The organism is Streptomyces sp. NPDC046939, from assembly GCF_040644575.1.
In the GTDB taxonomy this organism is placed as follows: Bacteria; Actinomycetota; Actinomycetes; order Streptomycetales; family Streptomycetaceae; genus Streptomyces.
In genome coordinates this window covers 51,048-69,961 of sequence record NZ_JBEYWV010000003.1, presented here as the reverse complement: position 1 = coordinate 69,961, position 18,914 = coordinate 51,048, and the positions used below count along the sequence as shown (strand labels likewise).

20 protein-coding genes are annotated in these 18,914 nt (G+C 69.8%); 14 read left to right on the top strand and 6 right to left on the bottom strand.

Annotated features, from left to right (window positions below; genetic code table 11):
- Positions 1-16: 16 nt before the first annotated feature.
- From ABZ877_RS04290 to ABZ877_RS04230, 13 genes are all read left to right on the top strand, one after another.
- A complete protein-coding gene (locus ABZ877_RS04290) occupies positions 17-658 on the top strand; it encodes a protein-tyrosine-phosphatase (protein ID WP_361064745.1) in 642 nt (213 codons plus the stop codon).
- Between the two features lie 84 nt (positions 659-742).
- Complete coding sequence (glyA, locus tag ABZ877_RS04285; RefSeq protein WP_361064073.1) at positions 743-1,987, top strand: serine hydroxymethyltransferase; 1,245 nt, start codon at positions 743-745, stop codon at positions 1,985-1,987.
- 145 nt (positions 1,988-2,132) lie between these two features.
- Entirely contained in the window at positions 2,133-3,452 is a 1,320-nt protein-coding gene (locus tag ABZ877_RS04280) for an MraY family glycosyltransferase (protein ID WP_361064070.1), read from the top strand.
- Positions 3,453-3,713: 261 nt separating this feature from the next.
- Positions 3,714-4,151 (top strand): hypothetical protein, encoded by a 438-nt coding sequence (locus tag ABZ877_RS04275; protein ID WP_361064067.1) that lies wholly within the window; start codon positions 3,714-3,716, stop codon positions 4,149-4,151.
- Between the two features lie 225 nt (positions 4,152-4,376).
- Complete coding sequence (atpB, locus tag ABZ877_RS04270) at positions 4,377-5,198, top strand: F0F1 ATP synthase subunit A (protein WP_361064064.1); 822 nt, start codon at positions 4,377-4,379, stop codon at positions 5,196-5,198.
- 74 nt (positions 5,199-5,272) lie between these two features.
- Positions 5,273-5,503, top strand: a complete 231-nt coding sequence (gene atpE / locus ABZ877_RS04265) for an ATP synthase F0 subunit C (protein ID WP_030768902.1) — start codon at positions 5,273-5,275, stop codon at positions 5,501-5,503.
- Positions 5,504-5,545: 42 nt separating this feature from the next.
- A complete protein-coding gene (locus ABZ877_RS04260; RefSeq protein WP_361064059.1) occupies positions 5,546-6,100 on the top strand; it encodes a F0F1 ATP synthase subunit B in 555 nt (184 codons plus the stop codon).
- 2 nt (positions 6,101-6,102) lie between these two features.
- Complete coding sequence (locus tag ABZ877_RS04255) at positions 6,103-6,918, top strand: F0F1 ATP synthase subunit delta (RefSeq protein WP_361064742.1); 816 nt, start codon at positions 6,103-6,105, stop codon at positions 6,916-6,918.
- A 116-nt stretch (positions 6,919-7,034) separates the two neighbouring features.
- The gene (atpA, locus tag ABZ877_RS04250) at positions 7,035-8,630 is read left to right on the top strand and encodes a F0F1 ATP synthase subunit alpha (RefSeq protein WP_361064057.1); all 1,596 of its coding nucleotides are present in this window, start codon (positions 7,035-7,037) and stop codon (positions 8,628-8,630) included.
- 21 nt (positions 8,631-8,651) lie between these two features.
- A complete protein-coding gene (locus tag ABZ877_RS04245; protein ID WP_361064054.1) occupies positions 8,652-9,572 on the top strand; it encodes a F0F1 ATP synthase subunit gamma in 921 nt (306 codons plus the stop codon).
- Positions 9,572-11,008: a F0F1 ATP synthase subunit beta gene (atpD, locus tag ABZ877_RS04240; RefSeq protein ID WP_361064051.1), complete on the top strand. Its 1,437-nt coding sequence runs from the start codon at positions 9,572-9,574 to the stop codon at positions 11,006-11,008. Before ABZ877_RS04245 ends, atpD begins: the two co-directional genes overlap by 1 nt.
- A gap of 114 nt (positions 11,009-11,122) precedes the next feature.
- Positions 11,123-11,497: a F0F1 ATP synthase subunit epsilon gene (locus tag ABZ877_RS04235; RefSeq protein WP_361064048.1), complete on the top strand. Its 375-nt coding sequence runs from the start codon at positions 11,123-11,125 to the stop codon at positions 11,495-11,497.
- A gap of 148 nt (positions 11,498-11,645) precedes the next feature.
- A complete protein-coding gene (locus ABZ877_RS04230; RefSeq protein WP_361064045.1) occupies positions 11,646-12,101 on the top strand; it encodes a DUF2550 domain-containing protein in 456 nt (151 codons plus the stop codon).
- An 89-nt stretch (positions 12,102-12,190) separates the two neighbouring features.
- Here ABZ877_RS04230 and ABZ877_RS04225 read toward each other — a convergent pair whose 3' ends face one another.
- The 3 genes from ABZ877_RS04225 to ABZ877_RS04215 all read right to left on the bottom strand — a co-directional run bounded on the left by ABZ877_RS04225 (position 12,191) and on the right by ABZ877_RS04215 (position 16,071).
- On the bottom strand, positions 12,191-14,053 hold the full coding sequence (locus ABZ877_RS04225) for a glycoside hydrolase family 18 chitinase (protein WP_361064042.1): 1,863 nt from the start codon (positions 14,051-14,053) through the stop codon (positions 12,191-12,193).
- Between the two features lie 183 nt (positions 14,054-14,236).
- Positions 14,237-14,881: a response regulator transcription factor gene (locus ABZ877_RS04220; RefSeq protein ID WP_361064039.1), complete on the bottom strand. Its 645-nt coding sequence runs from the start codon at positions 14,879-14,881 to the stop codon at positions 14,237-14,239.
- Positions 14,878-16,071 carry a histidine kinase gene (locus tag ABZ877_RS04215; RefSeq protein WP_361064037.1) on the bottom strand — a complete coding sequence of 398 codons (1,194 nt, stop codon included), beginning with the start codon at positions 16,069-16,071 and terminating at the stop codon, positions 14,878-14,880. The genes ABZ877_RS04220 and ABZ877_RS04215 overlap by 4 nt, the downstream gene beginning before the upstream one ends.
- Positions 16,072-16,234: 163 nt before the next feature.
- On the opposite strand from ABZ877_RS04215, the gene ABZ877_RS04210 reads away from it, so the two are divergent.
- Entirely contained in the window at positions 16,235-16,777 is a 543-nt protein-coding gene (locus ABZ877_RS04210) for a hypothetical protein (RefSeq protein WP_361064034.1), read from the top strand.
- On the opposite strand, the gene ABZ877_RS04205 is transcribed toward ABZ877_RS04210, so the two are convergent.
- The 3 genes from ABZ877_RS04205 to ABZ877_RS04195 are packed head-to-tail and all read right to left on the bottom strand — an operon-like array spanning position 16,774 to position 18,903.
- Positions 16,774-17,346 carry a cob(I)yrinic acid a,c-diamide adenosyltransferase gene (locus tag ABZ877_RS04205; protein WP_361064032.1) on the bottom strand — a complete coding sequence of 191 codons (573 nt, stop codon included), beginning with the start codon at positions 17,344-17,346 and terminating at the stop codon, positions 16,774-16,776. The two genes, ABZ877_RS04210 and ABZ877_RS04205, sit on opposite strands and share 4 nt — an antisense overlap.
- Before the next feature lie 13 nt (positions 17,347-17,359).
- On the bottom strand, positions 17,360-18,115 hold the full coding sequence (locus ABZ877_RS04200; protein ID WP_361064028.1) for an ABC transporter permease: 756 nt from the start codon (positions 18,113-18,115) through the stop codon (positions 17,360-17,362).
- A gap of 5 nt (positions 18,116-18,120) precedes the next feature.
- Entirely contained in the window at positions 18,121-18,903 is a 783-nt protein-coding gene (locus tag ABZ877_RS04195) for an ATP-binding cassette domain-containing protein (protein ID WP_361064025.1), read from the bottom strand.
- Positions 18,904-18,914 lie beyond the last annotated feature (11 nt).

Here is an 18,914-nt window from a genome sequence, read left to right as displayed (position 1 = left end):
TGAGACGGGGCGTGGCATAGGCACCGGCCACGGAGCGCCGCCCGCGCTTCCCGGCGACTCCTTCCGCATCCTCCACGTCAGCACCGGCAACGTGTGCCGCTCCCCGATCACCGAGCGGCTGACCCGGCACGCCCTCGCGGACCGGCTCGGCGACCCGCTGGCCGGCGGCCTCATCGTGGAGAGCGCGGGCACCTGGGGCCACGAGGGCGCCCCGATGGAGGCCAACGCCGAACAGGTCCTCGCCGAGCTCGGCGCGGACGCCTCCGGCTTCGTCGGCCGCGAACTCCTCGACGACCACGTCATAAGGGCCGACCTCGTCCTCACCGCGACCCGCGACCACCGCGCCCAGGTCATCTCCATGGGCCACAGCGCGGGCCTGCGCACCTTCACGCTGAAGGAGTTCACGCGGCTCGTGCAGGCCATAGACCCGGCCACCCTGCCCGACCCGCTCGACACCAAGGCGGGCGGCGTCGTCGAACGCGCCCGCTCCCTGGTCCGCGCCGCGGCGGCGCTGCGCGGCTGGCTCCTCGCCCCGAGCGTCGAGGCCGACGAGGTGTACGACCCGTACGGAGCACCCCTGCCGTTCTTCCGCTCGGTCGGCAGCGAGATCAGCGAGGCGCTCGACCCGGTGGTGGCGGCGCTGACCGGCGTCAAGTAGGCCGACTGCCCGAGCCCAGGCGCCCCGGGCGCTCCGGACCTACATTGGGAAGCACCCCTCCCATACGCAGGCCCGGAGCCGACCATGCCGGTCACCACTGATCCCGCACCCCTGGCGGAGCTGACCCGCCAGGACCCCGAACTAGCCGAGGTCATCGCCGGCGAGGCAACCCGCCAGGCCGACTCCCTCCAGCTGATCGCCGCCGAGAACTTCGTCTCGCCCGCGGTCCTCGAAGCGCTCGGCTCCCCGCTGGCCAACAAGTACGCGGAGGGCTATCCAGGCTTCCGCCACCACGGCGGCTGCGAACTCGTCGACGTCGCCGAACGCCTCGCCGTCGAACGCGCGAAAACCCTGTTCCACGCCGAGCACGCCAACGTCCAGGCCCACTCCGGCTCCAGCGCCGTCCTCGCCGCGTACGCCGTCCTGCTGCGCCCCGGCGACACCGTCCTCGCCATGGGCCTGCCCTCCGGCGGCCACCTCACCCACGGCTCCCCGGCCAACTTCTCCGGCCGCTGGTTCGACTTCGTGCCGTACGGGGTCGACCCCGAGAGCGGCCTCATCGACTACGACCAGGTGCACCACACGGCCCGCGCCCACCGCCCCAAGGTCATCGTCTGCGGCTCGATCTCCTACCCCCGCCACATCGACTACGCGGCGTTCCGCGCCATCGCCGACGACGTCGGCGCGAGCCTCGTCGCGGACGCCGCCCACCCCATCGGGCTCGTCGCCGGGGGAGCGGCCCCGAACCCCGTCCCGTACGCCGACATCGTCTGCGCGACCACGCACAAGGTGCTGCGCGGCCCGCGCGGCGGCATGCTGCTGTGCCGCGCCGGGCTCGCGGACCGGGTGGACCGGGCCGTCTTCCCGTTCACGCAGGGCGGCGCGCAGATGCACACCATCGCCGCGAAGGCCGTCGCGTTCGGCGAGGCGGCGGCACCCGCCTTCACCACGTACGCGCATCAGGTCGTCGCCAACGCGAAGGCGCTGGCCGGGGCGCTCGTGGCCCAGGGCTTCGCCGTGACCACCGGGGGCACCGACACCCACCTCGTGACGCTGGACCCGGCACCACTGGGCGTACTGGGCCAAGTGGCCCGCGGCCGGCTGGCCTCCGCCGGAATGGTCCTCGACACCTGCGCCCTGCCGCACGGCGACGGCCGCGGGCTGCGCCTCGGCACCGCCGCGGTGACGACGCAGGGCATGGGGGAGGAGGAGATGGCCCGGATCGCGGAACTCCTCGCGGGCGTCGTACGCGGCGATCTCGACCCCGGGGCGGTACGGGGCCAGGTCCGCGAACTGACGGCGGGCTTCCCCCCGTACACCCGCCGATGAGGCCGGAAGTGCCCCTGTCCGACCTTGGTGGCGTCACCGTACGGTCACTCGTGCAACCATCTTCGCTACCCGGAAGTCCACACCATCAACCACGCGAGACTAGGGTGTGGGGCTGAGATGGCCAGCGATACCTGTGGGGAAGCCCGTGCGTGAATACCTGCTGACGCTCTGCATCACGGCCGCGGTGACCTATCTGCTCACAGGCCCGGTGCGGAAGTTCGCGATCGTGGCCGGCGCGATGCCGGAGATCCGGGCGCGTGACGTGCACCGGGAACCCACACCGCGGCTCGGCGGTATCGCCATGTTCTTCGGCCTGTGCGCGGGCCTCCTGGTCGCCGACCACCTGACCAACCTGGACAAGGTCTTCGACTCGTCCAACGAGCCGCGGGCGCTGCTCTCCGGGGCCGCGCTGATCTGGCTGATCGGTGTCCTGGACGACAAGTTCGAGATCGACGCGCTGATCAAGCTCGGCGGGCAGATGATCGCCGCGGGCGTCATGGTCATGCAGGGTCTGACGATCCTGTGGCTGCCGATCCCGGGCGTCGGCACGGTCGGCCTGACGCAATGGCAGGGCACGCTCCTGACAGTGGCCCTCGTGGTCATCACCATCAACGCGGTGAACTTCGTCGACGGGCTCGACGGGCTCGCGGCGGGCATGGTCTGCATCGCGGCGGCGGCGTTCTTCCTGTACGCCTACCGCATTTGGTACGGCTACGGCATCGAGGCCGCCGCCCCCGCCACGCTCTTCGCGGCGATCCTGATCGGCATGTGCCTGGGCTTCCTGCCGCACAACATGCACCCCGCGCGCATCTTCATGGGCGACTCGGGCTCGATGCTCATCGGCCTCGTCCTCGCCGCCGGCGCGATCTCCATGACGGGCCAGATCGACCCGGACGCCCTCAAGCTCAACCTCGGCGGCTCGACCCGCGACACCACGCACGCGATGCTCCCGGTCTTCATCCCGCTGGTGATGCCGCTGACGATCATCGCGATCCCGTTCGCGGACCTCGTCCTCGCGATCGTGCGCCGCACCTGGAACGGGCAGTCGCCCTTCGCCGCCGACCGCGGCCACCTCCACCACCGCCTCCTTGAGATCGGCCACTCCCACAGCCGCGCGGTCCTGATCATGTACTTCTGGTCGGCGCTCATCGCCTTCGGCGCGGTCGCCTACTCGGTCCACTCCGCATCCGGAATGTGGGTCGTCCTGACGATCGTCGCCCTGAGCTTCGTCGGCCTGATCCTGCTCCTCCTGCCCCGCTTCACCCCCCGCGTCCCCGTGTGGGCCCAACGCGTCGTCCCCCCGCGTTACCGCCGCCGCCCCCGCCCCGAACCGTCCCCGGAGACCCCGGACACCACCGAGCCGGACGAGCCCCGCACCCCGGTCCCGGCGGGCGTCAACGGAGCGACAGCGATCGGCGCCCGTTCGCGCATCACGGATCGGCGTAAAGCCGGGACGTCTCGCTGACGCGCACCCGTAAAGCGTCCCAATACCAGACAAGTTGACCGTCGTGGCGCGCAGACGCGCAGGTTCCCTCTCACGTGTGACGGTTGGCACACGTCCTAGGTAAAGACCGCATCAAATAGTTTGTGATACCGTTCACGAAGCCCGGGGATAGAGCCGAAAGACCGTAGTGCGACGGTCCCTCGGCCCGAATCTCTCTCTCGGCCCCGGACTACGCTCGTCCATGACGACACCCTGCCCCCATCAAAAAGCGGAGCTGCCGCCATGCCGTCCCACGACGCACGGACCCTTCTCAAAACCGCCGTACCGACGGCTGCCGTCGGCGCGATCACCATCGTGGTCAGCGCCGCGGTCGCGGGCGGCAAGGGGGCCCTCGGCGCGCTCGTCGGCACGGTGGTGGCGATCTTCTTCATGGGGCTCGGCCTCGTGGTCCTCGAGCGCACCGCCAAGTCTCTTCCGCACCTGTTCCAGATGATGGGCCTGATGCTCTACGCGGCCCAGTTGCTGCTGATGGTCATCTTCATGGCCCTCTTCAAGGACACGACGATGTTCAACCCGAGGGCCTTCGCGATCGCCCTCGTCGTCTCGACCCTCGCGTGGATCGGCGCGCAGACGCGCGCCCACATGAAGGCCAAGATCCTTTACGTCGAGCCCGACTCCCAGAAGGGCGAGAAGCCCGAGAAGACGGGGCCGAAGTCGTGAAGCGTAGGGGCGGGATAAGTGGGGGTTCACGACCCTGCTATCGTCCGGTGCCAACTGCGGCATCGCGGGCGCGGGCAACTGAGCTGACGCCTGCTGTAGCGCGAGGCTCGATGCCCGACCGCCGCCCCCACATCCGAACCACCAGTCCCGTGCCGAACCGCGGCTGCTCGCCGCGCCGACACAACGAGGTTGCCGTACCTATGCGCCACGCTGAAGGAGCCCGCGGTGAGTGCTGACCCGACGCAGGTGCTCGCCTTCGAGACCGACTGCCACATTTTTGATGGGTGTGGATTCCCGGCTCCCGGCCTGCACTCGTTCCTGTTCGAGCCCCTGTGGGGCGACGCGGACAGCAACATGTACTTCAACAAGCCGATGCTGCTGGCCTTGCTCGGCTCGATCGTCGTGGTCGGCTTCTTCTGGGCGGCTTTTCGCAAGCCCAAGATGGTCCCCGGCAAGCTGCAGATGGTCGCGGAGGCGGGCTACGACTTCGTCCGGCGTGGCGTCGTCTACGAGACGATCGGCAAGAAGGAGGGCGAGAAGTACGTACCGCTCATCGTCTCGCTGTTCTTCTTCGTCTGGATGATGAACCTCTGGTCGATCATCCCGGTCGCCCAGTTCCCGGTCACGTCGATCATCGCCTACCCGGCCGTACTCGCCGCGATTGTCTACATCCTCTGGGTGTCATTGACCTTTAAGCGCCACGGGTTCGTCGGTTTCTTCAAGAACGTCACCGGCTACGACAAGTCGCTCGGCCCGGTCCTGCCGCTGGCCATGCTCATCGAGTTCTTCTCGAACCTGGTGGTGCGGCCCTTCACGCACGCCGTGCGACTCTTCGCGAACATGTTCGCCGGACACACGCTGCTGCTGCTCTTCACGATCGCCAGCTGGTACCTGCTGAACGGCATCGGCATCGCCTACGCCGGCGTCAGCTTCGTCATGACCATCGTGATGACCGCGTTCGAGCTCTTCATCCAGGCACTTCAGGCGTACGTCTTCGTCCTTCTGACGTGCACCTACATCCAGGGCGCGCTCGCCGAACACCACTGAGCGACCCCACCAAGACCCCCTCAGACGTCCGGTGGCCAACCCCCACCGGTTCGCACAGAAAAGGAAGAACTGGCATGTCCCAGACCCTTGCCGCTGTTACCGGTTCGCTCGGCTCCATCGGTTACGGCCTTGCCGCCATCGGCCCCGGCGTCGGCGTCGGCATCATCTTCGGTAACGGCACGCAGGCCCTGGCCCGTCAGCCCGAGGCGGCCGGCCTGATCCGCGCCAACCAGATCCTCGGCTTCGCCTTCTGTGAGGCGCTCGCCCTCATCGGCCTGGTCATGCCGTTCGTCTACGGCCCGTGATCAACGGATTCACGAACCGCCGACTAGACGAAAGGCATTGAAATGAGCCAGCTGCTCACGATCGCGGCCGAGGAGATGGAGAATCCCCTCGTCCCGCCGATCCCCGAGCTTGTCATCGGCCTGATCGCCTTCGTCATCGTCTTCGGCTTCCTCGCCAAGAAGCTCCTCCCGAACATCAACAAGGTTCTGGAAGAGCGTCGCGAGGCCATCGAAGGCGGTATCGAGAAGGCCGAGGCCGCTCAGACCGAAGCCCAGAGCGTCCTCGAGCAGTACAAGGCTCAGCTCGCCGAGGCCCGGCACGAGGCCGCGCGGCTGCGCCAGGAGGCGCAGGAGCAGGGCGCCACGCTCATCGCCGAGATGCGCGCGGAAGGCCAGCGGCAGCGTGAGGAGATCATCGCCGCCGGTCACGCGCAGATCGAGGCGGACCGCAAGGCCGCCGCGCAGGCGCTGCGCCAGGACGTCGGCCAGTTGGCCACGGAACTGGCCGGCAAGCTGGTCGGTGAGTCCCTGGAGGACCACGCCCGGCAGTCGCGCACGATCGACCGCTTCCTCGACGGGCTCGACGACGCCGCGACGAAGGCAGAGGCTGCTCGATGACCGTGCACGGAGCGAGCCGCGAGGCCCTCGTCGCCGCGCGTGAGCGCCTGGACGCGCTGACCGACGCCACGTCGGTCGACGCCGCGGCGCTCGCCGGCGACCTGGCCGCGGTCACCGCGCTGCTCGACCGCGAGGTCTCGCTGCGCCGGGTCCTCACCGACCCGTCGCAGTCCGGGGACGCCAAGGCCGAGCTCGCGGGCCGGCTGCTCGGCGGCCAGGTCAGCGGCGAGGCCGTCGACCTGGTGGCCGGTCTCGTCCGCGCCCGGTGGTCGGCCTCGCGCGACCTGGTCGACGCCCTGGAGGAGCTGGCGAACACCGCGGACCTGACCGCGGCGCAGAAGAACGGTGACCTCGACGACGTCGAGGACGAGCTGTTCCGGTTCGACCGGATCGTCGGCTCGAACACCGCGCTCCGCTCCGCGCTCACCGACCGCACCGCGTCGGCCGCCGCCCGCGGCAGCCTCGTCAAGGAGCTTCTCGGCGGCCGGGCACGGCCGACCACGGAGCGCCTCGTCGAGCGTCTTGTGACCGCGCCGCAGGGACGTAGCCTGGAAGCGGGACTCGAGTCCCTCTCCAAGCTCGCCGCCGAGCGCCGGGAGCGCATGGTGGCCGTCGTCACCACGGCGGTCCCGCTGAGCGACCTGCAGAAGCAGCGCCTGGGCCAGTCCCTGGCGAAGCTCTACGGCCGCCAGATGCACCTCAACCTGGACGTGGACCCCGAGGTCCTCGGCGGGGTCAAGGTGCAGGTGGGCGACGAGGTCATCAACGGCTCCATCGCGGACCGCATCGAGGAGGCCAGCCGCCGTATGGCCGGCTGACCTTCCTCACCACGTACTACCGACGGCCCTAGTTGGGCCGTGCAGAGGATTCCTGGGGGCTGACCCCAGACCCCCCAAGAACACTTCGGGCCCAACAAGGAGAGCAGGGAACCCAGATGGCGGAGCTCACGATCCGGCCGGAGGAGATCCGGGACGCGCTGGAGAACTTTGTCCAGGCGTACAAGCCGGACGCGGCCTCGCGCGAGGAGGTCGGTACGGTCACCGTGGCCGGCGACGGCATTGCCAAGGTGGAGGGTCTCCCCTCGGCCATGGCCAACGAGCTGCTGAAGTTCGAGGACGGCACCCTCGGTCTCGCCCTCAACCTTGAGGAGCGCGAGATCGGCGCCGTCATCCTCGGCGAGTTCAGCGGCATCGAGGAGGGCCAGCCGGTGCACCGCACCGGTGAGGTGCTCTCCGTCGCCGTCGGCGAGGGCTACCTGGGTCGCGTCGTCGACCCGCTCGGCAACCCGATCGACGGCCTCGGCGACATCGAGACGTCCGGCCGCCGCGCCCTCGAACTGCAGGCCCCCACGGTCATGCAGCGCAAGTCGGTGCACGAGCCGATGGAGACGGGCTACAAGGCCGTCGACGCGATGACCCCGATCGGCCGTGGCCAGCGCCAGCTCATCATCGGCGACCGCCAGACGGGCAAGACCGCCCTGGCCGTCGACACGATCATCAACCAGCGTGACAACTGGCGCACCGGCGACCCGAAGAAGCAGGTCCGCTGCATCTACGTCGCCATCGGTCAGAAGGGCTCCACCATCGCCTCCGTGCGCGGTGCCCTCGAAGAGGCCGGCGCTCTGGAGTACACGACCATCGTCGCCGCCCCGGCGTCCGACCCGGCCGGCTTCAAGTACCTGGCGCCGTACACCGGTTCGGCCATCGGCCAGCAGTGGATGTACGAGGGCAAGCACGTCCTCATCATCTTCGACGACCTCTCGAAGCAGGCCGACGCCTACCGCGCCGTCTCCCTGCTCCTGCGCCGCCCGCCGGGGCGCGAGGCCTACCCGGGTGACGTCTTCTACCTGCACTCCCGTCTGCTGGAGCGCTGCGCGAAGCTCTCGGACGACATGGGCGCGGGCTCGATGACCGGTCTGCCGATCGTCGAGACGAAGGCCAACGACGTCTCGGCGTTCATCCCGACCAACGTCATCTCCATCACCGACGGCCAGTGCTTCCTGGAGTCCGACCTGTTCAACGCCGGCCAGCGCCCGGCCCTGAACGTCGGTATCTCCGTGTCGCGTGTCGGTGGTTCGGCCCAGCACAAGGCCATGCGCCAGGTGTCCGGCCGCCTCCGCGTCGACCTGGCCCAGTTCCGTGAGCTGGAGGCGTTCGCCGCCTTCGGTTCCGACCTGGACGCCGCGTCGAAGGCGCAGCTGGAGCGCGGTCAGCGGATGGTCGAGCTGCTCAAGCAGGCTCAGTACCAGCCGATGGCCACCGAGGACCAGGTCGTCTCCATCTGGGCCGGCACCAACGGCCGTATGGACGACGTGCCGGTCGCGGACATCCGTCGCTTCGAGCGCGAGCTCATCGAGTACCTGCACCGCAAGGAGCAGGGCCTGATGACCTCCATCAAGGAGGGCGCGAAGATGCCGAAGGAGACCATCCAGGCCATCGACGACGCCGTCGCCGAGTTCAAGAAGCAGTTCGAGACCTCGGACGGCAAGCTTCTCGGCGAGGACGCGCCGGCCGTCAACGTCTCCAAGTGACGTAAGGAAGGGACCTGACTCATGGGAGCCCAGCTCCGGGTCTACAAGCGTCGCATCCGATCCGTCACCGCGACCAAGAAGATCACCAAGGCGATGGAGATGATCGCCGCCTCGCGCGTCGTCAAGGCGCAGCGCAAGGTGGCGGCCTCCACGCCGTACGCGACCGAGCTCACCCGCGCGGTCACGGCGGTCGGCACTGGTTCCAACACCAAGCACCCGCTGACCACCGAGGCGGAGTCGGCGACCCGTGCCGCGGTGCTGCTCCTCACGAGCGACCGCGGCCTGGCCGGCGCCTTCAACTCCAACGCCATCAAGGCCGCGGAGCAGCTCACCGAGCGCCTTGAGGGCGAGGGCAAGCAGGTCGACACGTACATCGTCGGCCGTCGCGGTGTGGCCCACTACAACTTCCGTGAGCGCAAGATCACGGAGCAGTGGACGGGCTTCACGGACGAGCCGACGTACGCGGACGCCAAGACGGTCGCGGGCCCGCTGATCGAGGCCATCGAGAAGGACACGGCCGAGGGCGGCGTGGACGAACTCCACATCGTCTACACCGAGTTCGTCTCGATGATGACGCAGACGGCCGTCGACAGCCGGCTGCTGCCGCTCCGCCTCGAGGAGGTGGCGGAGGAGACCGCGTCCAAGGGCGACGAGATCCTGCCGCTGTACGACTTCGAGCCGTCGGCGGAGGACGTCCTCGACGCCCTGCTGCCGCGCTACGTCGAGAGCCGCATCTACAACGCGATGCTTCAGTCGGCTGCCTCCAAGCACGCCGCCACGCGCCGCGCGATGAAGTCGGCGACCGACAACGCGGGCGACCTCATCAACACGCTTTCCCGGCTGGCCTCCGCGGCCCGCCAGGCGGAGATCACCAACGAAATCAGCGAGATCGTCGGCGGCGCTGCCGCTCTGGCCGACGCGACCGCGGGGAGTGACAGGTAATGACGACGACAGTTGAGACGGCCGCTGCCACGGGCCGCGTCGCCCGGGTCATCGGCCCGGTCGTCGACGTGGAGTTCCCCGTCGACGCGATGCCGGACATCTACAACGCCCTTCACGTCGAGGTGGCCGACCCGGCCAACGAGGGCGCGAAGAAGACGCTGACGCTCGAGGTCGCCCAGCACCTCGGCGACGGCCTGGTCCGCGCGATCTCGATGCAGCCGACCGACGGTCTGGTCCGCCAGGCCGCGGTGACCGACACGGGCACGGGCATCTCGGTGCCCGTCGGTGACTTCACCAAGGGCAAGGTGTTCAACACCCTCGGCGAGGTCCTGAACGTCGACGAGCAGTACACGGGCGAGCGCTGGAACATCCACCGCAAGGCCCCGAACTTCGACGAGCTCGAGTCGAAGACCGAGATGTTCGAGACCGGCGTCAAGGTCATCGACCTTCTCACCCCGTACGTCAAGGGTGGAAAGATCGGCCTGTTCGGTGGTGCCGGTGTCGGCAAGACGGTGCTCATCCAGGAGATGATCTACCGCGTCGCCAACAACCACGACGGTGTGTCGGTGTTCGCCGGTGTCGGTGAGCGCACCCGTGAGGGCAACGACCTCATCGACGAGATGAGCGAGTCGGGCGTCATCGACAAGACCGCGCTGGTCTTCGGCCAGATGGACGAGCCGCCGGGGACGCGTCTGCGCGTCGCCCTGGCCGGTCTGACCATGGCGGAGTACTTCCGCGATGTGCAGAAGCAGGACGTGCTGTTCTTCATCGACAACATCTTCCGCTTCACGCAGGCCGGTTCCGAGGTCTCGACGCTGCTCGGCCGTATGCCCTCCGCGGTGGGCTACCAGCCGAACCTGGCCGACGAGATGGGTCTCCTCCAGGAGCGCATCACCTCGACCCGTGGTCACTCGATCACCTCGATGCAGGCGATCTACGTCCCCGCGGACGACCTGACCGACCCGGCCCCGGCCACCACGTTCGCCCACCTCGACGCGACGACGGTGCTCTCCCGTCCGATCTCGGAGAAGGGCATCTACCCGGCCGTGGACCCGCTGGACTCCACGTCCCGCATCCTGGACCCGCGCTACATCGCGCAGGACCACTACGACGCCGCGATGCGCGTCAAGACGGTCCTGCAGAAGTACAAGGACCTCCAGGACATCATCGCGATCCTCGGTATCGACGAGCTCGGCGAGGAGGACAAGCTCACTGTCCACCGCGCCCGTCGCGTGGAGCGCTTCCTGTCCCAGAACACCCACGTCGCCAAGCAGTTCACCGGCGTCGACGGGTCGGACGTCCCGCTGGACGAGTCGATCGCGGCCTTCAACGCGATCATCGACGGCGAGTACGACCACTTCCCGGAGCAGGCGTTCTTCATGTGCGGTGGCATCGAGGACCTCAAGGCCAACGCCAAGGAGCTCGGCGTCTCCTGACCCCGAGACGAGCAGGAGGGCCGGGTCCGTTCCCGGCCCTCCCGCAACGCCCACTAGACTTTGACCCAACACCCGGCAGCGAGCGTTGCCGGGTGGTGACCCGAGGAGCCCACCTTGGCTGCTGAGCTGCACGTCGAGCTCGTCGCCGCGGACCGCAGTGTCTGGTCCGGCGAGGCCACCCTGGTCGTCGCGCGTACCACGTCCGGCGACATCGGCGTCATGCCCGGTCACCAGCCGCTGCTCGGTGTGCTGGAGTCGGGCCCGGTGACCATCCGTACGAGCGACGGGGGGACGGTCGTGGCTGCTGTCCACGGCGGTTTCCTGTCGTTCGCGGACAACAAGCTGTCGCTGCTGGCCGAGATCGCCGAGCTGTCGGACGAGATCGACGTCCAGCGGGCGGAGCGGGCGCTGGAGCGCGCGAAGTCGGACGCGGACGCGTCCGCCGAGCGTCGTGCCGATGTCCGACTGCGTGCGGTGGCGGCCCGCTGACCCCAGCGAGCCAGTAGACGCGACTCAGCCGCGGCCCGACCGGAGATACGCTCTCCGGAACGGGTCGCGGCTGAGGCCATCTACACCTGTTTTTGCTGTTCCGTTATCTGGCGTGTGGATCTGTCGAGAAGCGAGGAGGTCGGTGCAGATGGTCCTCGTTCTCGTGCTGTGCGTAGTCGCGGTCGTCGTACTCGTACTGCTGGGGCTCTTTGTCTTCGGACTGCGGCGCCGGCTGATCCAGCGCTCGGGCGGCACCTTCGACTGCTCCCTGCGGTGGGACGCGCCGGGCCCCGACGCCGAGGACACCTCCGGCAAGGGCTGGGGCTACGGCATCGCCCGCTACAACGGTGACCGCATCGAGTGGTTCCGCGTCTTCTCCTACGCGCCCCGGCCCAAGCGCATCCTGGAGCGCGCGGCCATCGAGGTCACCGGCCGCCGCGCCCCGGAGGGCGAGGAGGAACTGGCGCTGTTGTCGGACGCCGTCGTCCTCGCGTGCACGCACCGGGGCACGCGCCTCGAACTGGCGATGAGCGAGGACGCGTTGACCGGTTTCCTGGCGTGGCTGGAGGCGGCCCCGCCCGGGCAGCGGGTGAACGTGGCCTAGCGGCCATTTCTGCTTGAGCATGGAAGAAGCCGGGCTGGTGGGGGGCGTTCCCACCAGCCCGGCTTCGGTCTTTTAAGAACCCCGGGTGACTACTTCAGGCCGGAGTCGATCGCGCTGACCAGTTCCCCGTTGGTGGTGTCACCGGAGAACTCCCAGAAGAACGCGCCGCCCAGACCCTGCGACTTCGCCCAGCTCATCTTCGAGGCGATGGTCGCGGGGGTGTCGTAGGACCACCAGTCGGTGCCGCAGTGCGCGTACGCCGTACCGGCGATGGTGCCGTTCGAGGGGCACTTGGTCTTGAGGACCTTGTAGTCCTCGATGCCCTGCTCGTACGTGCCGGCCGCCGGGCCGGTCGCCGTGCCGCCCGGCTCCTTCTGCGTGACGCCGGTCCAGCCGCGGCCGTAGAAGCCGATGCCGAGCAGCAGCTTGGACGCGGGAACGCCCTGGGCCTTGAGCTTGGCGATGGCGTCCGCGGAGGTGAAGCCCTGCTGCGGGATGCCGTTGTACGAGGTGAGCGGGGAGTGCGGGGCCGTCGGGCCCTTGGCGTCCCAGGCGCCGAAGAAGTCGTACGTCATGACGTTGTACCAGTCGAGGGACTGGGCGGCGCCCGCGTAGTCGGTCTTCTCGATCTTGCCGCCGGCCGAGCCGTCGGCGGTGATCGCGGCGGTGACCAGGTTCTTCGTGCCGAACTTGGCGCGCAGGGCCGAGGTGAGCCCCTTCAGCGCGGCGGGCCCGGAGGTGTCGCAGGTCAGGCCGCAGGCGTTGGGGTACTCCCAGTCGATGTCGATGCCGTCGAAGACATCGGCCCAGCGCGGGTCCTCGACCAGGTTGTAGCAGGACTCGGCGAACGCGGCCGGGTTCTTGGCGGCCTCACCGAAGCCGCCGGACCAGGTCCAGCCGCCGAAGGACCACAGGATCTTCAGGTTCGGGTGCTTGGCCTTGAGCTGGCGGAGCTGGTTGAAGGCGCCGCGCAGCGGCTGGTCCCAGGTGTCGGCCTGGCCGGAGACGGAGTTGGCGGCGGTGTACGCCATGTCCGTGTCGGCGTAGGCGTCGCCCATGGTGCACTTGCCGCCCTGGACGTTGCCGAAGGCGTAGTTGATGTGCGTGACCTTGGCGGCCGAGCCGGAGGTCTCCAGGTTCTTCGGGTAGTACTGGCGGCCGTAGACGCCCCAGTCGGTGAAGTACCCGAGGTTGACCTTGCCGCCGGTGCCCGGGTTGCCCGGGTCGGTGCCGCCGCCAGTGGTGTGGACCTTGACGGAGCCGGAGACCGGGCCCGTCTGGTCGGCGGTGTCGCGGGCCTGGACCGTGTACGAGTAGTCGGTGCCCGCGGTGAGGCCGGTGTCGGTGTAGGTGGTGCCGGTCACCGTGGCGACCTTGGCGCCGTCGCGCAGGACGTCGTAGTTCTTGACGCCCTTGTCGTCGGTGGCGGCCGACCAGGAGAGCTTGACCGAGGTGTCGGTGATGGCGGAGGCGGTCGGGGTGCCGGGCGCGGAGGGTGCCGCGTCGCCGGGCACGTCGCCGCCGTCGCAGGAGCCGCCGTTGAGCTTGCAGCCCGTGGGGGCGCCGGTGCCGGAGCCGTTGAAGCCGAAGGATATGGAGGCGCCCGGGGCGAGGGTGCCGTTCCAGGAGAGGTTCTTGGCGGTCCAGTGGTTGGCGGAGTTGGTGACGGTGGCGTCCCACGCCGAGGTCACCTTCGTGCCGGAGGGGAAGTCCCACTCGACGGTCCACGAACTGATGCTCGTGGCGCCGGAGTTCTTGATGGTCCACTTGCCCTCGAAGCCGCTGCCCCAGTCCTGGGTCTTGGCGTAGGTGGCCGTGACCGCGCTGGCCTCGGCGGCGGCCTGGGAGGGGGTGGCGAGGCCGACCAGCGCCGCCGCGGGCAGCAGCAGGGTGGTCAGGGCCGCGGTGGTGCGGTGCCGAAGTCTTCGACGGGGTACGTCACTTGAGCGCATTGCTGGCTCCTCGGGTGTTCCTGGGTTCGCTCTGACGGGGGACGGAACCCTGCGACGCCCGTGAGCACCGTAAGTGGGGGGTGTGCTCACCGCAGTGCGGCGAGAATAGAAAGGTCTGGACCAGCGGTCAAGGTCTAAACCAATTACGGGTTTCGGCCAACCTGCTGAGCAGCGCCTAAACCTCTACAGACCCAACTCCTGCGCGAGCACCGCCGCTTGCACCCGGCTCCGCAGCCCCAGCTTGCCCAGCAAGCGGCTGACGTGCGTCTTCACGGTGGCCTCCGCCATGTCGAGACGCGCCGCGATCTCCGCGTTGGACAGCCCTTCGCCGAGCCGCCCCAGCACCTCGCGCTCGCGCCGCGTCAGCGTCTCCAGCTCCGGGGGAGCGGCGGGCGGCTCGGCTCGTCCGGCGCCCGTGGCGAACTCCGCGATGAGGCGACGGGTCACCGCCGGCGCGATCATCCCCTCGCCGCGCGCCACGGTCCGCACGCCCTCGATCAAGTCCTTCGCGTCGGTGCTCTTGAGCAGGAACCCAGCGGCGCCCGCGCGCAGCGCCCCGAAGACGTACGCGTCGTGGTCGAACGTGGTCAGGACGAGCACGTCCGCGAGCCCCTCGCCGGTGACCGCGCGCGTGGCCGAAACGCCGTCGAGGCGCGGCATCTGTACGTCCATGAGCACGAGGTCGGGGCGGAGCGCGCGGGCCCGCTCCACGGCCTCCTCGCCGTCCGCCGCCTCTCCGACGACCTCGATGTCGGGGGCGCTGTTCAGGATCAGGACGAGCCCGGCGCGTACGGCGGTCTGGTCCTCGGCGACGAGTACTCGGATCACGCGGACTCTCCTTCGGGTGCGGGGTTCTCCAGCGGCAGCACGGCTCTCACCCGCCAGATTTTGCCCCCGTCGGGGAGGCTCTCGGGGCCCGCGCCGAAGGCGCCGCCGAGCAGGGCCGTCCGCTCGCGCATGCCGACGAGTCCGGCCCCGGAACCGGGTGCGCGCGGCCCGTCCCTGTCCCCGTACGGGCTGCTCACGCGCACCTCGACGTGCTCGTCGCCCCGGCGCTCGACGGCGACCGTGACCCGGCCAGGCGAGGCGTGCTTGAGCGCGTTGGTGAGGGATTCCTGGACGATGCGGTAGGCGGCGAGCTCGACGGGCGCGGGCAGCCCCGCGGTCGCTCCGGTCAGGGTGAGGGCGACGTCGAGCCCGTTCGCGCGGGACTGCTCGACCAGGGCGCGCAGGCCGTCGAGCGTGGGGGCGGCGGCGGGCTCGGTGTCGCCGCTGTCGTCGCGCAGGATGCCGATGAGGCGGCGCATCTCGGCCAGCCCCTCGACGCTGTTCTCGCGGATCGTCTCCAGGGCGGTCCGGGTGGTGGCGGGCTCGTCGATGGAGAGCGCGGCCGTGGAGTGGATGGCGATGGCGGAGAGGTGGTTCGCCACCATGTCGTGCAGCTCGCGGGCCATCCGCGCGCGCTCCGCCGTGACCGCCTGCGCCCGGTCCATCTCGGCGAGCAGCGCGGTCTGCTCGGCGCGCAGCCGCTCCTCGGCGGCGCGGTCGCGGTGGTTGCGGACGAGGACGCCGGTGGCGGCGGGGCCGAACGAGACGAGGCCGGTCGCCACCCCCACCAGGACCGCCTCCGGCTCGCGCCACCAGGCCAGGAAGCCGAGCGTGGCGGCCACGGTGACCAGACCGGTGGAGACGGGCAGGCGGCGGGCCATCGCCGGGGTGCCGTAGAGGGCCCCCGCGTACATCAGGTCCGTGAACATCAGGACCGTCGCCAGGCTGCCCTGCGTGAACTGGTCCGCGACCAGGACGAGCGTGCCCGCCACCACGGCGAACTGCGGCCGGGTGCGGCGCAGCAGCTCCAGGGCGGACATCAGGACGAGCGGGACAAGCAGCCACGCGCCGTCGAACAGGCGTCCGGTGTTCATGCCGAGCCCGATGCCCCACAGCGCGAGACCGCCGAGCAGCCCCACGGCGGCGATCCGGACGTCGTCGCGGTGCGGGCGGGGCGGCGGCAGGTGCATGACCCCATCCAACACGGACGATCCAGCGACGGCATGGAGCGCGGGGACGAAGCGGAGCGGCCCGCCGCTACATCGAAGGATGCAGTCGCGATTCGTCACTGACGACGACGATCACGGGACGTGTGGCGGCGAGCCTTGAGGTGAAGGACGAGAGGAGTCCACCGTGATCGTCACGCTGATCATCATCTGCGAGGCCGGCTTCTGGGTGCTGCTGGCCGCCGGGCTCGCGCTGCGCTACTGGGCGAGGATGCCGCGCGCGAGCGTCGCGGTGCTGCTGTGCGAGCCGCTCCTCGAAGTGCTCCTGTTCGTCGTCACCGCCATCGACCTGAAGAACGGCGCCGAGCCCGACTGGAAGCACGGCCTCGCCGCCGTCTACATCGGCTACTCCATCGCGCTCGGCCACTACACGGTCAAGTGGGTCGACGTCCGTGTCGCCCACCGCTTCGCGGGCGGTCCGCCCCCGTCGACCCCGAAGTACGGCACCGCGCGCGCCCTGCACGAGTGGCGCGTCGCCGGCCTGTGGACGCTGGCCGCGCTCATCGCGATGGGCCTGTTGCAGGGCGCGATCTGGTACGTGGGCGAGGACGGCTCGACCAGCTCCCTCGAAGCCTGGCAGCAGAGGATGCTGGTCGTGATCGCCATCAACGTGATCATCGCGGGGAGCTACACGGTGTTTCCGAAGAAGAAGCCGGCGGGTACGGCCTAACGCTCTCCGCCGGGCACCCACAGCACGTCCCCGACCTCCTTGTTCGCGATGCGCGCCAGGATGAACAGGAGGTCGGAGAGGCGGTTGAGGTAGGTCGCCGTCAGGGGGTTCATCGTCTCGCCGTGAACCTCAAGCGCCGCCCACGTGGAGCGCTCCGCGCGGCGCACCACCGTGCACGCCTGGTGCAGCAGGGCCGCGCCGGGCGTGCCGCCGGGCAGGATGAAGGAGCGCAGCTTCTCCAGGTCGGCGTTGAAGCGGTCGCAGTCCGCCTCCAGCTTGTCGACGTAGAACTGCTCGACACGCAGCGGCGGGTACTCGGGGTCCGCGACGACCGGCGTCGACAGGTCGGCGCCGACGTCGAAGAGGTCGTTCTGCACGCGCGTGAGGACCTTGACGACCTCCTCGTCGAGGCCGCCGAGCGCGATGGCGGTGCCGAGGACGGCGTTGGCCTCGTTGGCGTCCGCGTACGCCGCGATCCGCAGATCGGTCTTGGCGGTGCGGCTCATGTCGCCGAGGGCGGTGGTGCCCTTGTCTCCGGTACGGGTGTAGATGCGCGTCAGATTGACCATCCGGCCAGCGTAGTCAGCTCCCCGCGCCGCGGAAGGCGCGTGTGCCGACCGTCACGGCGAGCGCGGCGAAGGCGAGCGCGGCGACCGTCCCGTACAGCATGTGCGCCGTCGCGTACTGACCGACGTACGCGTCCCTGACCGCGTCCACCAGATAGCGCACCGGCATGACGTGCGAGAGCGCGTCCAGCCAGCCCGGCGCGAGCGCCATCGGCAGCATCAGCCCCGACAGGAGCATTGAGGGCATCGTCACCGCGTTGACGACCGGCCCGAACTCCTGCGGTTTGTCGACCTTGACCGCGAGCGCGTACGACAGCGACGCCAGCGAGACGGTCAGGAGCGCCGTGAACCCGAAGCCGATCAGGATGCCGGCCAGTGGCGCCCGCAGGCCCATCGCGCACGCGGCCAGCACCAGCAGCACCGCCTGGAACAGGAAGAGCAGCGTGTCCCGCAGGACGCGGCCGAGCAGCAGCGCGAGCCGGCTGACCGGCGTGACGCGCATCCGCTCCACGATGCCGGAGCCCTTCTCCAGGATGACCGCGAACCCGCAGAACGAGGCGCCGAACAGGCCGAGCTGGAGCAGCAGCCCCGGCACGAGGACCTGCCAGGAGTCGCCGTCCGCGCTGAGCGGCAGACCGGTCAGGAGCGGCCCGAAGAAGAGCAGGTACAGCAGCGGCATGAGGACGCCGAAGAGCATCTGGAACCTGGAGGAGAGGGTCTGCCGGGCGTACCGGCCGAAGATCAGGAGCGTGTCGGAGGCGAGTGTCCTCATCGCGTTCACACCGCCACCGGGGCCTGGTCCACCGGCGCCGGTCCGCGTCCGGTGATGGCCAGAAAGGTGTCCTGGAGGGTGGCGTCGGCGGAGCCGCCGTACCGGAGCTTGAGCGCGCTCGGCGTGCCCTCGGCGGCGACCACTCCCTTGTCGACGACGACGATCCGGTCGGCGAGCGCGTCGGCCTCGTCGAGGTAGTGCGTGGTGAGGAAGACGGTCGTGCCGTGCTCGGCGCGCAGCCTGCGCACGAGGTCCCACAGGTCGGCGCGGCTGCCGGGGTCGAGCCCGGTCGTCGGCTCGTCGAGGAAGAGCACGTGCGGGCGGTGCGTGAGCCCCATCGCGATGTCGAGGCGGCGCCGCTGGCCGCCGGAGAGCGCCGCGGTCCTGCGGTCCATCAGCCCGGTGAGGCCGAGATCGGCGGCCAGTTCCTCGGCGCGCGCGGTCGCCTGAGCCTTCGTCAGCCGGTACAGGCGGCCCTGCGTGACCAGCTCCTCCCGTACGGAGACGGTCGGGTCGACCCCGCCGGACTGGGCCACGTAGCCGACGGCGCGCCGCACCCCGGCCGGGTCGGTCGCGAGGTCGCGGCCCGCGACGGTCGCCGCGCCCCCGGTCGGTGCGAGCAGGGTCGTGAGCATCCGCAGGGTGGTGGTCTTGCCCGCGCCGTTCGGGCCGAGGAAGCCGAGGATCTCGCCGGGGGAGACGCGCAGGTCGATTCCGCGGACGGCCTCGACCGGGCCGCGCCTGGTCTGGAAGGTCCGGGCGAGGCCGGACGCGCTGATGACTGCCATGCGGGCCAGAA

Bases quoted from the DNA above. Each gene is read 5' to 3' on its own strand.
- ABZ877_RS04195 (WP_361064025.1), bottom strand. From the start codon at position 18,903: ATGGCAGTCATCAGCGCGTCCGGCCTCGCCCGGACCTTCCAGACCAGG.
- ABZ877_RS04230 (WP_361064045.1), top strand. From the start codon at position 11,646: ATGGTCCTCGTTCTCGTGCTGTGCGTAGTCGCGGTCGTCGTACTCGTA.
- glyA (WP_361064073.1), top strand. From the start codon at position 743: ATGCCGGTCACCACTGATCCCGCACCCCTGGCGGAGCTGACCCGCCAG.
- ABZ877_RS04260 (WP_361064059.1), top strand. From the start codon at position 5,546: ATGAGCCAGCTGCTCACGATCGCGGCCGAGGAGATGGAGAATCCCCTC.
- ABZ877_RS04205 (WP_361064032.1), bottom strand. From the start codon at position 17,346: ATGGTCAATCTGACGCGCATCTACACCCGTACCGGAGACAAGGGCACC.
- atpA (WP_361064057.1), top strand. From the start codon at position 7,035: ATGGCGGAGCTCACGATCCGGCCGGAGGAGATCCGGGACGCGCTGGAG.
- atpE (WP_030768902.1), top strand. From the start codon at position 5,273: ATGTCCCAGACCCTTGCCGCTGTTACCGGTTCGCTCGGCTCCATCGGT.
- ABZ877_RS04200 (WP_361064028.1), bottom strand. From the start codon at position 18,115: ATGAGGACACTCGCCTCCGACACGCTCCTGATCTTCGGCCGGTACGCC.
- ABZ877_RS04245 (WP_361064054.1), top strand. From the start codon at position 8,652: ATGGGAGCCCAGCTCCGGGTCTACAAGCGTCGCATCCGATCCGTCACC.
- ABZ877_RS04215 (WP_361064037.1), bottom strand. From the start codon at position 16,071: ATGCACCTGCCGCCGCCCCGCCCGCACCGCGACGACGTCCGGATCGCC.
- ABZ877_RS04225 (WP_361064042.1), bottom strand. From the start codon at position 14,053: ATGCGCTCAAGTGACGTACCCCGTCGAAGACTTCGGCACCGCACCACC.
- atpD (WP_361064051.1), top strand. From the start codon at position 9,572: ATGACGACGACAGTTGAGACGGCCGCTGCCACGGGCCGCGTCGCCCGG.
- ABZ877_RS04275 (WP_361064067.1), top strand. From the start codon at position 3,714: ATGCCGTCCCACGACGCACGGACCCTTCTCAAAACCGCCGTACCGACG.